General features: G+C 40.3%; 14 protein-coding genes. 5 read left to right on the top strand and 9 right to left on the bottom strand.

The features are described from left to right. Positions 1-17: 17 nt before the first annotated feature. Positions 18-1,565, bottom strand: coding sequence for a methylmalonyl-CoA mutase (locus HDF25_RS15085; protein ID WP_184626150.1), 1,548 nt, complete (start codon positions 1,563-1,565; stop codon positions 18-20). Position 1,566: 1 nt separating this feature from the next. Next, a complete protein-coding gene (locus HDF25_RS15080; RefSeq protein ID WP_184626148.1) occupies positions 1,567-2,097 on the bottom strand; it encodes a hypothetical protein in 531 nt (176 codons plus the stop codon). Between the two features lie 244 nt (positions 2,098-2,341). Between HDF25_RS15080 and HDF25_RS15075 the strand changes: the two genes are divergently transcribed. From HDF25_RS15075 to HDF25_RS15060, 4 genes are all read left to right on the top strand, one after another. Next, positions 2,342-2,692 carry a HesB/IscA family protein gene (locus HDF25_RS15075; protein ID WP_184626146.1) on the top strand — a complete coding sequence of 117 codons (351 nt, stop codon included), beginning with the start codon at positions 2,342-2,344 and terminating at the stop codon, positions 2,690-2,692. A 92-nt stretch (positions 2,693-2,784) separates the two neighbouring features. Beyond that, positions 2,785-4,017 carry an ABC transporter permease gene (locus HDF25_RS15070; protein WP_184626144.1) on the top strand — a complete coding sequence of 411 codons (1,233 nt, stop codon included), beginning with the start codon at positions 2,785-2,787 and terminating at the stop codon, positions 4,015-4,017. Positions 4,018-4,091: 74 nt separating this feature from the next. Next, positions 4,092-5,210 (top strand): hypothetical protein, encoded by a 1,119-nt coding sequence (locus HDF25_RS15065; RefSeq protein WP_184626142.1) that lies wholly within the window; start codon positions 4,092-4,094, stop codon positions 5,208-5,210. 100 nt (positions 5,211-5,310) lie between these two features. After that, the gene (locus HDF25_RS15060) at positions 5,311-5,799 is read left to right on the top strand and encodes a hypothetical protein (protein WP_184626140.1); all 489 of its coding nucleotides are present in this window, start codon (positions 5,311-5,313) and stop codon (positions 5,797-5,799) included. Positions 5,800-6,055: 256 nt separating this feature from the next. Here HDF25_RS15060 and rfbB read toward each other — a convergent pair whose 3' ends face one another. From rfbB to HDF25_RS15035, 5 genes are all read right to left on the bottom strand, one after another. Continuing rightward, the gene (rfbB, locus tag HDF25_RS15055) at positions 6,056-7,105 is read right to left on the bottom strand and encodes a dTDP-glucose 4,6-dehydratase (protein ID WP_184626138.1); all 1,050 of its coding nucleotides are present in this window, start codon (positions 7,103-7,105) and stop codon (positions 6,056-6,058) included. Between the two features lie 68 nt (positions 7,106-7,173). After that, positions 7,174-7,740 carry a hypothetical protein gene (locus tag HDF25_RS15050; protein ID WP_184626136.1) on the bottom strand — a complete coding sequence of 189 codons (567 nt, stop codon included), beginning with the start codon at positions 7,738-7,740 and terminating at the stop codon, positions 7,174-7,176. Continuing rightward, positions 7,741-8,763 (bottom strand): UDP-glucose 4-epimerase GalE, encoded by a 1,023-nt coding sequence (galE, locus tag HDF25_RS15045; protein ID WP_184626134.1) that lies wholly within the window; start codon positions 8,761-8,763, stop codon positions 7,741-7,743. 6 nt (positions 8,764-8,769) lie between these two features. After that, positions 8,770-9,759: a UDP-glucuronic acid decarboxylase family protein gene (locus HDF25_RS15040; RefSeq protein WP_184626132.1), complete on the bottom strand. Its 990-nt coding sequence runs from the start codon at positions 9,757-9,759 to the stop codon at positions 8,770-8,772. After that, entirely contained in the window at positions 9,759-11,069 is a 1,311-nt protein-coding gene (locus HDF25_RS15035) for a UDP-glucose dehydrogenase family protein (RefSeq protein ID WP_184626130.1), read from the bottom strand. Before HDF25_RS15035 ends, HDF25_RS15040 begins: the two co-directional genes overlap by 1 nt. A gap of 178 nt (positions 11,070-11,247) precedes the next feature. Here HDF25_RS15035 and HDF25_RS15030 point away from each other — a divergent pair, with 178 nt between their 5' ends. Continuing rightward, positions 11,248-12,429 carry a 3-deoxy-D-manno-octulosonic acid transferase gene (locus HDF25_RS15030; RefSeq protein ID WP_317618210.1) on the top strand — a complete coding sequence of 394 codons (1,182 nt, stop codon included), beginning with the start codon at positions 11,248-11,250 and terminating at the stop codon, positions 12,427-12,429. Here the strand turns inward: HDF25_RS15030 and hemH are convergent. Next, positions 12,426-13,451: a ferrochelatase gene (hemH, locus tag HDF25_RS15025; RefSeq protein WP_184626126.1), complete on the bottom strand. Its 1,026-nt coding sequence runs from the start codon at positions 13,449-13,451 to the stop codon at positions 12,426-12,428. The genes HDF25_RS15030 and hemH overlap by 4 nt on opposite strands. A gap of 125 nt (positions 13,452-13,576) precedes the next feature. Continuing rightward, entirely contained in the window at positions 13,577-14,425 is an 849-nt protein-coding gene (locus tag HDF25_RS15020; protein WP_184626124.1) for a 4-hydroxy-3-methylbut-2-enyl diphosphate reductase, read from the bottom strand. Positions 14,426-14,484: the final 59 nt, after the last annotated feature.

Here is a 14,484-nt window from a genome sequence, read left to right as displayed (position 1 = left end):
ATTTTTTAACATTAGATTTAATATTCACCGAAAACACTACGAAGCACATCTGCAATTTCCCCCAGTGTTGCATAAGTTTCGACAGCAGTCAGAATAAAAGGCATCAGGTTATCTGTGGATTCAGCAGCTTTTTTCAGATTAAACAATGCAGCCGCTACAGCCTCATTATTTCTTTCCTCTTTTAAGCGGTTAAGCTTGTCTGTCTGTATCGTCCGGATGGATTCATCAATCCTTAAAGTATCCGTAATTCCCTCTTGCTCCTGTGTAAATTTATTAACACCAACGATCACCCGGCTCGCTTCTTCAATTTCTACCTGGTAAGTATAAGCAGCATCCGCAATTTCATTCTGAATATAACCATTTTCAATGGCATTTACAGAGCCGCCCATCGCATCAATTTTATCAATGTAGAGCTGGGCAGCGGCTTCAATTTCGTTGGTCAGCGATTCTACAAAAAAAGAGCCGGCCAGAGGATCGACAGTTTCAGTCACCCCGCTTTCAAAAGCAATCACCTGCTGTGTCCGCAGCGCGATTTTTGCCGCTGCTTCAGTAGGTAATGAAAGTGCTTCATCAAACCCATTGGTATGCAGTGACTGCGTACCTCCAAGGACGGCTGCCATGGCTTGATTTGTCACTCTGATGATATTGTTCATCGGCTGCTGCGCGGTGAGCGTAGAACCTCCCGTTTGCGTATGGAATCGCAACATCTGCGCCTTCTCATCTGTCGCGCCGAGAGATTTTGTAATATGAGCCCACATCCGTCTCGCCGCACGGAATTTAGCAATCTCTTCAAAAAAATTATTATGGCAGTTAAAGAAGAAAGAAAGCCGTTTGGCGAAGACATTGATATCTAATCCTTTTTCAAGCGCAGCGTTCAGATAGGCTTTACCGTTGGCCAGGGTAAAAGCCAGTTCCTGTACCGCGGTTGAGCCCGCTTCACGGATATGATAACCTGAAATGGAAATCGTATTCCATTTGGGTACTTCTTTACTGCAATATTCAAAGATATCGGTAATGATCCGCATAGAGGATTTCGGCGGGTAGATGTAAGTCCCTCTTGCAGCGTACTCTTTCAGAATATCATTTTGTATGGTGCCCGAAATCTGACTGATATCCGCTCCTTGTTTTTTAGCCAGTGCGATGTACATGGACAGCAGAATGGATGCAGTTGCATTGATTGTCATGGAGGTCGTAATCTTTTCCAGTTCAATCCCTTCAAACAAGGTTTCCATATCCTTCAGAGAGTCAATAGCGACTCCTACCTTACCGACTTCGCCTTCGGCCATTTCATGATCAGAATCATATCCGATCTGCGTTGGCAGGTCAAAAGCTACGGATAAGCCCATAGTTCCCTGCTTCAGCAGATAGTGATAACGTTTATTTGACTCTTCAGCAGTACTGAAACCTGCGTACTGACGCATCGTCCATAAACGGCCACGGTACATATCTTTCTGGATACCCCTTGTAAATGGAAATTTCCCAGGAGTTTCAGTCATTGGCTTATCCAGCGTATATAGGGCATTGATCTCAATTCCTGAGCTGGTAACGAATTTTTTATCTTCCATATTAAAATAACTGGTGAATGTCTTTTTGGATCAGTTCCAGGGTAAGGTCATAAGGATTATCATTAACAGATGCCATATGCTCCAGTACTTTTCTGCTGAGTTCTACGCCACTTGCCCCGGCAGGAAGCCCTGCAACGGCATTATTAAGCATAGCAATAGTATCTTCCTTGAGTTTACGCACTACGTTCCAGGCCGATGTACTGACATATAACTGCTGCGTAACATTGTGCTGGTATTCTGATCTGATTTCATTCAGCACAAGGGACTGAAGCTCTTTTGCTGTCATACCTGGCTGATGTAATCTGATGAAAAGATTGGAAGGATTAAGTCTTTCTACAAAAACAATCATCCGTTCATGCGCCTGCAAACGAAGTGGTAGTAAATGCTGCTGTTGTTCTTTCCGGGACTCGGCAGATTTCAGGCTAATGTATTGCTGAATATCATTTCTGGTCAGGAACCAGGTAAAAATTACGGTAATCATCCCACCTGCGGCAAGTACCGCTACAAGTGTCAAAAAATATTGTACGTTCATTTGGTTTAATTTGTCCTCAGCAAAAATGTAGTTTTTATTTTATCCGTTGATATTTATTGTTTTTATTTTGCCAGATAAAATTCTTTACGCCAAACTGACGCTCCCGTTATTTTATCTTATACAGTATAAACCATTTGTTCTTATCTTTGTTCTGAAAATCCGGGCATTGGATAATCTGACCTGTTTGTATAGAGGTCATTTTTTTAACCAGAGGATATATTAATTATTCCAAATTAGAAATATCATGAGTACAGTTGATACAGCATTTGCACCAGTTTCTTTTACTGAAACTGCTTTAAAAGAACTTATAAAATTAAAAGATCAGCAGGAAATTGCAGATGATTTTGGTTTGCGCGTTGGTGTTGAAGGCGGCGGTTGCTCGGGAATGAGTTATCTGTTGGGTTTTGACCAGAAAAAAGACGGCGATCAGGAATTTATCATCAATGGAATTAAGGTTTTCATGAATAAAGCACACCAGATGTATTTGCTGGGTATGCAGGTAGACTGGCAGGATGGATTAAACTCAAGGGGTTTTACCTTCAGTAATCCTAATGCAGAAAGCACCTGTGGTTGTGGAACCAGCTTTTCTGTATAATTAAAAGATTTTTCGTGTAACATTTTATAAATCCCGTTGTCCTAACAGCGGGGTTTTTTATTTTCAGCCCATCCAAATTAGATCTTGAAGAAATGACCTATACAGAAAATGTAAGACTTGCCCTGGAATCCATCAAAAGTAACCGCCTGCGGACTATGCTGACGGCTTTGATTATCGCTATTGGTTTAACAGCACTGGTAGGGATTCTGACAACTCTGGATGCGGTAAAAACAAGTATGACCGAAGCATTTTCAAATATGGGTGCCAATTCCTTTACGATCAGGAATAAAGGGACCGGTATCCGCATTGGAGGCCCCGGACAGGATGGAAATACTTCAAAGGCTATCCGTTACGACGATGCTATTGCCTTTAAAAAGCAATTTAATACCCCTGCTCTGGTTACAGTAAGTGTGAGTGCCTCAGGTGCATCGACAGCGAAGTATAAACAAGTCAAAACAAATCCCAATATAAACGTCAAGGGTATTGATGAAAACGGTCTTAAATCACAAGGTTCGGAGCTTTCAGATGGCCGTAATTTTACTGCTGCCGAGTCTGAGAACGGGAGTAACCTGTGTATTATAGGAAGTGAAATTGCGACTAACCTGTTTAAAAAGGAGTCGCCGATTGATAAATTTATCATTGCGGCAGGTACCCGGCTGAAGGTTGTTGGTGTACTGGCTTCAAAAGGCTCGAGTATGGGTTTTAGTACTGACAGAGCTATTTTCATTCCCCTATACAAAGCAAAGATCATTAATACCAATCCAAATCCATCCTATACGATCACAGTGATGGCAAACAGCGCAGATCAGTTGGAGAACCTTATAGGAGAAGCTACTGCCCAGTTCAGGAATGTGAGGAAAATAAAGATCAGAGAGCCTAATAATTTTGAGATCTCCAAGAGTGATGCTATTGCCCAGACTTTGTTTGAAAACCTTTCATTTATTGCTATTGGCGGTGTTGCTATTGGTGTAATCACCCTGATTGGCGCTTCCATCGGTTTGATGAATATCATGCTCGTATCCGTTACCGAGCGCACCCGTGAAATAGGTGTCAGGAAAGCTATCGGTGCAAATCCTGCTGTAATCCGGAAACAATTCCTGATAGAGGCCGTTGTGATTTGTCTGATGGGGGGCGGAATGGGTATCCTCTTTGGTATCCTGTTGGGCAATGCCATCTCACTGATGATGGGTGGGGCATTTATTATTCCCTGGTTATTCATCTTCGGTGGTTTTGTCCTCTGCGTGATGGTTGGGGTACTTTCGGGCTATTACCCGGCTAAGAAGGCTTCGAGACTGGATCCGGTAGAGGCATTGCGTTACGAATAATTTCATTAGTCTTTCATTTAACCTAAAATTAAAAACACCTGTTTATATTTACAGCATATTTTTAATTTACATTCATGAAAAGACTTTTACTAATTATCCTGTCCATGATGGCAGCTGGTTATTCGCATGCTCAAAATACCTTTTACTGGAGCCCTAGTGGAAATGGAAATGCAGGGCTAGGAACTGAGAATCCCTTAAATAAATTATCGATTTATGAGCCTAATTTCAATAATACATATGTTTCGGTAGCGAATAACACAGTAGCTACTTTATTTGGAGCCGCCGGAACTTCTTTTGGGCTTATTGGTACAGCTTCTGATCATGATCTCACCTTTTACACCAATTTAAAGGAGAATATGAGGTTGACCAGGAATGGTAATTTAGGAATAGGTACACAGACTCCCTACAATAAGTTGACAATTGTTAATGCCAATACCAGTGACACCTACGTCACCGTAGAAAATAATACTGTCGGTACACTTTTTGGTGCAAGAGGAACTCAATTCGGGGTTGTAGGTACAGCTTCTAACCATGACCTTGCTTTTTACACTAATTCGAAGGAGAATATGAGGTTAACCAGCAGCGGTAATGTAGGAATAGGCACACAGACTCCCGATAATAAGCTGACCGTTTTTAACGCCAATAACAATAACACCTACGTCTCTGTAGGAAATAATATTGTCGGTACATTTTTAGGTGCAGGCGGAGCTCAATTTGGGATTGTAGGTACAACCTCTAATCACGATCTCACTTTTTACACCAATCTGAAAGAGAACATGAGGTTAACCAGCAATGGTAATGTAGGAATAGGCATACAGAATCCATTGGAAAAATTGGCTGTCAATGGAAATATCCGTTGTAAAGCGATAAAAGTAGAAACGGCTAACTGGCCCGATTACGTTTTCAAGAGCGATTATCAGATGCCTACCCTGTCGGAACTGAAACTATACATTGACAAACATCAGCATTTACCAGAGTTTCCTTCTGAGCAGGAGGTTGCTAAAGAGGGTATTGAGCTGGGTGAGATGAATAAGTTATTGGTTAAAAAAGTAGAAGAGCTTACCCTTTATCTTCTGGAAAAGGACAAACAGGTTAAAGAACAAAACGAGAAACTAAATGAGCTTCAGGCTTACATCATGAAGTCGAATGCTGAGTTTAAGCAAGAGTTACAGTTGTTAAAAGCAAAGAAGTAATGCATATGCGGGGAGATTATTAACTAACAAATGTCAAGTAGGAATACCTAATCAATCCAGAGCTTTATAAGAGATTTTTCATTAAAGATTGTCTTTGCTTATGTGGTTCAATAACATTCCATCCGATCTATCGTTTAGTGCCAGTGCTAAAAATTGCTTAACGATACAAATTAGTTCTCTGGCATCTTCCGGGAGGCTTTATGAAATATTAATAACCGGTGAAAATCAATCTGACTGGGCAAAAGGTTACCAAAAAACCATTTGGTACAATACCCCTGCTGACAATTTTGGGAGCATCAGAGATATTCATCTGGCCTGGATCAGGGTCCGAGAAAGATTATTGGTGTTGGATATGGGAAAGCGATTTGCATTTAGTTCCGATGCCCTTAGTGTCCCCATTGTATCCCAGATGGTAGAAGATATTCTTTTTACCCCACAGGGAAATGGGACACTCATTACCTGGCATGTGTATTATAACCTTCGGAGTTATCTCCGCCCCTTTCAATCATTCTTAAAGAACAGGATATTTCAGAACATGTTCTATGATTTTGCCAGGGGTCTTTCCGATTATGCAGAAAGTCATCCGTAGAAAAGAAATAATGTATTTTATGCTGTATGCATAACATACTATGCTCCATGCACGGATATCTATTTAAGGTCCGAAGGAAATTATCAGAAATACTATCCGGTTTTTCTTTATCAAAGATAAACCGGGTAGTATTTCTGGTGGTGAAAAAAAATTGGTTGCTGTTTTTTTTGGCATTTATGGCTTCAAAGAAGACATAACCGGCCAAAAAAAAACAGCAACCAATTTTTTTGATCTCTATCAGCGAAGAAACCTCCGTCTATCTGTTATACTGTGTCTCGTAGTATTTCTGATAATTTCCTGAGGTAACGTTCGTGAGCCATTCTTCGTTCTCCAGATACCACGCTACAGTTTTCTCCAGTCCCTCTTCAAATTGCAAACTCGGAACCCAGTTCAGTTTTTCCTGCAATTTCGTCGAATCGATTGCATAGCGCAAGTCATGTCCTGCCCGGTCAGTAACAAACGTAATCAGTTTTGCCGACTCCCCATCTGTGCGTCCCAGTTTCTGGTCCATAATTTTGCAAAGCAAGTGAATCAGGTCAATATTTTTCCATTCATTATGTCCGCCGATATTATAAGTTTCCCCTGTTTTTGCTTCATGGAAGATGACATCAATTGCACGTGCATGATCTTCTACCCATAACCAGTCCCGGATATTCTCTCCTTTACCATAAACAGGAACAGGAAGATTATTCTTGATATTATTAATAGCCAGTGGAATTAATTTTTCAGGAAAATGATGAGAACCATAATTATTTGAACAATTCGAAATCACGACATCCAGTCCGTAAGTATCATGATAAGCCCTTACAAAATGATCTGAACTTGCTTTAGAAGCAGAATAAGGGCTATGAGGATCATAACCAGTACTTTCAGTAAACATTCCTGTATCACCCAGTGCACCATAAACTTCATCCGTTGATACATGATAAAACCGCTTTGTCTGATAATCCCCTTTCCAGAATTCCCTTGCTGCATTCAGCAGATTTACAGTACCAATGACATTCGTCATTACAAATGCAGTCGGATCAGTAATCGACCTGTCAACATGAGATTCTGCAGCCAGGTGAATTACTGCATCAAAATTCTCCTCTCTGAACAAAGCATTGATTTCCTCGGCATCAGTTATATCTGCCTTTACAAATCTGTAATTAGGATTTGCTTCGATATCTGTCAGGTTGGCAAGATTACCTGCATAAGTTAGTTTATCCAGGTTTATAATTTGATAATCAGGATACTTATTCACAAATCTTCTCACTACGTGAGAACCGATAAATCCTGCACCACCGGTTATTAAAATCTTCTTCATGGTAATTCTTTTATCTTCTTTTTAAGTGATCCTGCTTATCATCAATTCAAACAGGACCAGGTATTTCTTTATAATTCTTTTGGCAACCCCAACTCCGAGGCCGCCTTTATCAGATCGTGTTTTTCCAGCTTTTCCAGAACCTTGTTAAAATCATCTTTCAGATCATACTGGAGATCTTCATGCAGTTTCAGGTATTTCTTATACAGGGCCAATGTAGTCCTTAAGAAATATGTTTTGAGCCTGTCATTGAACTTTGCCATAGGTGAAAGCACGCTTTCATGATAACCTGCAGGTACACTTTTCAATAAATGAATACGAAGCTCTGCTTCTGTATTCGGGTCTTTGGTTACCTTAAAGTGATGATTAACCCTGCCATTCAACTTCCGGAAGATAAGTAATGTATCTTTAGCTGTTGCTCTTTTCAGCTGATCAAGAGACCTTACAGCAACTGTAATTTCTTCATGCAACAGCTGGCTTCTTTCTTCCAGATCACCTTCATTTTCCAGTAACTTGAAATGAAGGTGTTCAGTCAGCACCTTATCCTTTGCAATCAGGCGCATTAACAACTTATCCTTTTCTTTATCAGGGATTGCAGTTATAGCCGCTTTAAGGTCTTTATGATCCTTCAATAACATTTAGAAGGGGTTATCTTTGATATAATTTTCCCATTTCCATGCCGAAAGCATCATCTGGTTAATATCAAGCTCTGCCTTCCAGCCAAGCTGTTCAGCCGATTTAGTTACATCTCCCCAAACCTGTTCAATATCTCCTTCTCTTCTCGCTCCGATAGTATAACTCAGTTTGGTTCCGGTAGATTTTTCAAATGCAGAGATAATTTCCAGCACCGATGTCCCTTTTCCTGTACCTAAGTTGAATACTTCATAATTGCTTTCTGCCTTTCCGCTTTCCATCCGTTTAATTGCAGCAACATGCGCTTTTGCCAGATCCACTACATGGATATAATCACGTATTGCACTTCCATCAGGTGTATTGTAATCATCTCCATAAACAGTAATTGGTCCACGTTTACCAATTGCTGACTGCGTAACAAACGGGATCAGGTTCTGAGGAACTCCAATTGGTAATTCTCCGATAAGGGCCGACTCATGTGCTCCTACAGGGTTGAAATAACGCAGAGAAGTAATTTTCAGACCAGGTGTAACTGCACAGGTTTCAGACAGAATTTCTTCTGCAATCTGCTTGGTATTTCCATAAGGGGACTCGGCTTTTTTAACTACTGCACTTTCCGTTACAGGTAATTGATCAGGCTGTCCGTACACTGTACAGGAAGAAGAAAATACCAGATCAATTTTACTATCAAAAGCATTAATCAGGTTGATCAATGAATAAAAATTATTTCTATAATATTTTAATGGCTGCTGTACAGATTCACCTACAGCCTTAAAGGCTGCAAAATGAATTACTCCTGTAATATCAGGATGTTTGGCGACAAACTCATTTACCTTTGCTTCATCGCAAAGATCAAGTTCCACAAATTCAGGCTGCTGCCCCAGAATAGTCTCCAGCTGTTTAAGGATTTTTCTGTTGGAATTAGAGAAATTATCGACCAAAATGACTTCATAACCAGCATTGGTCAATTCAACTGCAGTATGAGAACCAATAAATCCTGTTCCTCCGGTAACTAATATTTTGCCCATTTCTGATTAACGGTTGTATGTTGTAAAATCTTTATGTTCTTTATTCACCAATGCCTCTGCCGGCAGACTCTTGAAATACTCGTAAGTAATTTTAAGCCCTTCTGCACGATTTACTTTAGGCTCCCAGTTCAGCAATGCCCTTGCTTTGGTGATATCCGGTCTGCGCTGCTTAGGGTCATCCATAGGCAACTCTTTATAAATCACCTTCTGCGTGGTGCCAGTCAGTTTAATAATTTCTTCAGCAAACTGACTAATGGTAATTTCATCAGGGTTTCCAATATTTACCGGTTGTGCATAGTCACTCAGCAACAATCTGTAAATTCCCTCTACCAGGTCATCTACATAACAGAAAGAGCGGGTCTGTGAACCATCACCGAAAACGGTCAGGTCTTCACCTCTTAAAGCCTGTCCGATAAAAGCAGGCAGTACACGTCCGTCATTCAGGCGCATTCTTGGTCCGTAAGTATTGAAAATACGAACAATCCGTGTTTCCAGGCCATGAAATGTATGGTAAGCCATAGTCATTGCTTCCTGAAAACGTTTAGCCTCATCGTAAACACCTCTTGGTCCTACAGGATTGACATTCCCCCAATATTCTTCCGGCTGAGGGTTCACACTCGGATCACCATAAACTTCTGAAGTGGAAGCAATAATCATCCTTGCATTTTTATTCTTAGCCAAGCCCAATAAATTATGTGTACCCAAAGAACCCACTTTAAGGGTTTGAATTGGAATTTTCAGATAATCAATCGGACTTGCCGGAGAGGCAAAATGAAGGATATAATCCAGTTTACCAGGCACATAGACAAATTTAGACACATCATGGTGCGAAAACTCAAAATTCTCCAGGGCAAAAAGGTGTTCGATATTCTGAAGATCACCTGTAATCAGGTTATCCATTGCAATGACATGATAGTCTTCTTTGATAAAGCGATCGCATAAATGCGAACCCAAAAATCCGGCTGCACCGGTAATCAATACTCTTTTACGCTCCATTAATCTACCAGTTTACGGCCAATACTGTTATAATAATATCCCAAATCAATCATTTTCTGCAGGTCATATAAATTACGTCCATCGAAAATAACTTTATTGGCTAATTTCTCTTCCATGCGCTCAAAATCAGGGTTCCTGAAAACCGACCATTCTGTAGCAATCAATAAAGCATCAGCACCTTTCAATGCTTCATACTGGTCATCGGCATATTTAACCTTGTCTCCAATCAGTCCTTTGACATTTTTCATCCCTTCCGGATCGAAAACAGTAATAGTTGCGCCTAGTTTTACCAGCTCATCAATAATATACAAAGCAGGTGCTTCGCGAATATCATCTGTTTCGGGTTTAAAAGCTAATCCCCAAAGGGCAAAATGTTTACCTTTCAGTTCATTCTTATAATATTTTTGCAGTTTTTCAACCAGTACAGTTTTTTGTTTTTCATTGATCTCCATAACTGCTTCGAGGATCTTGAATTCATATTTATGCTCCTCAGCCGATTTAGCCAGTGCCTGTACATCTTTAGGGAAACATGAACCACCGTAACCAATGCCTGGAAACAGGAAACGTTTTCCAATCCGCTCATCGGATCCTATACCTTTACGCACAGCATCAACATCGGCACCAACCAGCTCGCAAAGATTGGCTACTTCGTTCATGAAAGTGATCTTTGTGGCCAGAAATGAATTTGCAGCATATTTGGTCAGCTCAGATGATTTCTCATCCATAAATAAGATCGGATTTCCCTGGCGTACATATGGTCCGTATAATTCGGCCATTAATTTTTGTGCACGTTCACTCCTGGTACCAATAACCACACGGTCCGGTTTCATAAAATCATCTACCGCCACTCCTTCTCTCAGGAACTCCGGGTTCGAAACCACGTCAACCTTAACATCAGTATGTGCTGCAAATACAGCCTGTACCTTATCTGCGGTACCTACTGGAACTGTAGATTTATTGACAATAACTTTATATTCGGTTACTAATTTCGCGATATCTTCCGCTGCCCCTAAAATATAGGACAGATCGGCTGCTCCATCTCCACCCGGAGGCGTTGGCAGAGCCATAAAAATAATCTGCGCATCTTTAACAGCAATAGCCAGATCGGTAGTAAAAGTCAATCTTTTTTGTACGATATTTCTTAGGAACAATACATCAAGCCCAGGTTCATAAATAGGAATCTCCCCGTTTTGCATCTTCAGAACCTTTGATTCATTAATGTCGACACAAATTACGGTATTACCTGTTTCAGCCAGACAAGTCCCGGTGACAAGCCCAACATACCCTGTTCCGATTACGGCAATTTTCATATGGATGTTTTAAAATATAATTAACTCGTTTAACTTACTTGGATACATAACGCTAAAGCCTAACAACTTAACATATAATCAGATTTTTTTTAAATTTAATCAAGTATCTTCGGCTAAGATAATAAATACAACGTACAAAATGCTTTTGCTTTATAATTTTGGTATCGCCCTTTACAGGATGATTATACACATCGCTTCATTCTTTAACATTAAGGCTAAATTATTTATAAAAGGCAGGGAAAACATCTTTGAAACGATAGAAAAACAAATTGACAGTACAAAAAAACATATCTGGTTTCATTTTGCCTCCCTAGGTGAATTTGAACAGGGAAGACCGGTTCTGGAAGCACTGAAAAAAAAGTATCCCGATCAAAAAGTCATTGTTACATTTTTCTCTCCTTCAGGTTATGAAGTCCGTAAAAATTACGCCCTTGCTGATGGTGTCTTCTATCTCCCGCTGGATACCCGCAAAAATGCAGAGCGATTGATCAGCCTTATCAAGCCGGAAATTGCCATTTTCACCAAATATGAATTCTGGTATCATTATTTTAAGGTACTTCAGAAAAACCAGATCCCCTTATTGATTATTTCAGGAATCTTCAGACCAGATCAGCTCTTTTTCAAGTGGTACGGAGGATTTTACCGGAGTATGCTGAACGCGGTCACTCATTTTTTTGTACAGAATACACAAAGTGTAGAATTACTGCAAAGTCTGAATATCAATCAGGTAAGCCTGAGTGGAGATACGCGTTTTGACAGAGTAGCCGAACATGTATTATCCGCAAGATCTTTACCTGTCATTGAGAAATTTGCCGGAAAAGCCCCGGTTTTTATTGCAGGAAGTACATGGCCGCAGGACGAGCAGTTAATTGCTGCATTAGCCTCTGCTCATCCGGAATGGAAGTTTATTATTGCTCCTCATGAAGTTGACACTGCCCACATTAACCAGTTACTGAAATTATTTCCGGAGGCAATCCGTTATACTTTAGTCCATGAACAATTGTCTTTTCCTGATTGCCAGATTATGCTGATTGATAATATGGGGCTGCTTTCTTCGGTTTATCCCTATGGCAAGATCGCTTATATCGGCGGTGGCTTCGGAGCCGGAATCCATAATACGCTCGAAGCTGCTGCTTTTGGATTACCGGTAATATTCGGACCAAAATATGATAAGTTCCAGGAGGCAAAAGACCTATTAAACTTAAATGCAGCAATTAGTATCAGTTCTTTTAATGATCTTTCCAGAGCCTTTGACCAGCTACAGAAAGATCATCATGCGGGACTTGCCGCCAAAAAATATGTACTGGATAAAACAGGATCAACTAAACAGATTTTAACCTACCTGGAAAGGTTTATTTAGGCTGCGTGATGGTCTTTAACCATTTTTACCAGGGTAGCGATCCATTGCGGATGATCATTGAGACTGGCAACCAATTGTACTTCCTCTCCTCCCAGTAATTTAAATTCTTCCCCATATTCTACTGTCACTTCGTAAAGTGTTTCCAGACAGTCGGCCACAAAAGCCGGGCAGAATACTAAAAGCCTTTTTTTGCCTTTTGCAGCAAGCTCTTTCAATACATCTGTAGTATAAGGTTGTACCCAGGGTTCTTTACCTAACCTCGACTGAAAACACACTGAATACTGATCAGCAGGGATATTTAACTCGGCCGCAATCAATCTGGCAGTATCATGGCATTGTGCAGAATAACAAAACTTATTTACATCTGTTAAGGTCTCACAGCAATTAGATTTTTGCAGACAATGCTTCCCGGAATGATCACATTTTTTTAACTGACGCTCAGGTAAACCATGGAAACTAAATAAAATCTGATCATAGGTTTCAGGCTGATATTTTTTTGCATTATCAGCAAAAGTACTGATCATCATGTCATTATCGTGAAACGAGTTCACAAAAGACACAGGAGGTATAGTCTGCCATTTGCTGACAATTTCCATTACTTTCTGAATGACCGAACCTGTACTCGCCGAAGCATACTGGGGAAACAAAGGAATTACCTGGATACTTTCAACCAAACCGGCTTTCATCTTTTCCAAAGCAGAATCGATAGAGGGACGCTGATAACGCATAGCCAGTTCTACATGATACTCCGGTCCCAGCTGTTCCTGAACAAGTGCAGCCTGTATTTTACTGTAATATAGTAAGGGTGACCCGTTTTCATCCCATATTTCCTTATAGAGTTTAGCGGTCTTCGGACTTCTAAAGGGTACGATTGCCCCTTTAACCAGTAAAGTTCTGCTGAAAGCATTGATATCAATCACACGTTCATCCATCAGAAATTCATCCAGATATTTACGCACATCCCCTACTTCCGGACTGTCCGGAGTTCCTAAATTCACTAATAATACGCCCTTTTTTCCCATAGTTAAAATAAAGAACCAGCCTGAATATACATTAAGGCTCGTTTTTTCAACAAATATACATTAAGCTTAACCGGCCTTGAAATGGCTTTTGAATAATTACTTTTTAATGATGAACATTTCTGATGCTAAAAAGACTCCAGTTTAGCCTTCACCTGCTCCATCAGCCACATAGGTGTGGAAGTAGCTCCGCAGATACCAATCTTATCTTTTGGACTAAACCAATCCATTTCAAGCTCTTCTATATTGGAAATGAAATAGGAATGTTCATTGTATTTTTTACAAACATCATAAAGGACTTTGCCATTGGATGATTTTTTACCTGATACAAAAATGATCCTGTCGTAATTAACTACAAATTTCTCAAGGTCTTCATAACGATTGGAAACTTGTCTGCAGATTGTATCATTAGCTTTAACTTCATAGCCCCTGCTCAGTAACTGATCCTTGATATGATAAAATTTATCCGTGCTTTTGGTTGTCTGGCTGTACAGTGTAAACTTTGCCGGTAAATCAATATTATCCAGTTCTGCAAGATCCTGAAAAACAATTGCATTCCCGTCGGTCTGCCCCTGTAAACCGATCACTTCGGCATGTCCGTGTTTACCAAAGATTAAAATCTGCTCTTTGTCATCGTAAGAATTCTTGATCCTGTTCTGTAATTTTAATACTACCGGACAGGAAGCATCAATTAGAATGAGGTTATTTTCCAGTGCCAGCTGGTAGGTTGACGGAGCCTCTCCGTGGGCCCTGATCAGTACTTTTTCATTGTGCAGCTGATGCAGCTGTTCATGGTCAATAATACGCAGCCCCTTATCGGTCAGGCGTCTCACCTCCTCATCGTTATGCACTATATCCCCAAGACAATACAGATAATCTTCTTCGGCCAGAATATCTTCAGCCATTTCGATAGCATAGACTACCCCGAAACAGAATCCTGAATCTTTATCTATTGTTACAGCTAAATCGTATTTCATATATTGTGTATTCGATGACGGTGCATCCTGATCAATGGTGTTTACAATACAAAATTACG

The sequence above is a fragment of the Pedobacter cryoconitis genome (assembly GCF_014207135.1).
GTDB lineage: Bacteria > Bacteroidota > Bacteroidia > Sphingobacteriales > Sphingobacteriaceae > Pedobacter > Pedobacter cryoconitis_D.
This window is presented reverse-complemented; position numbering and strand designations above follow the sequence as displayed.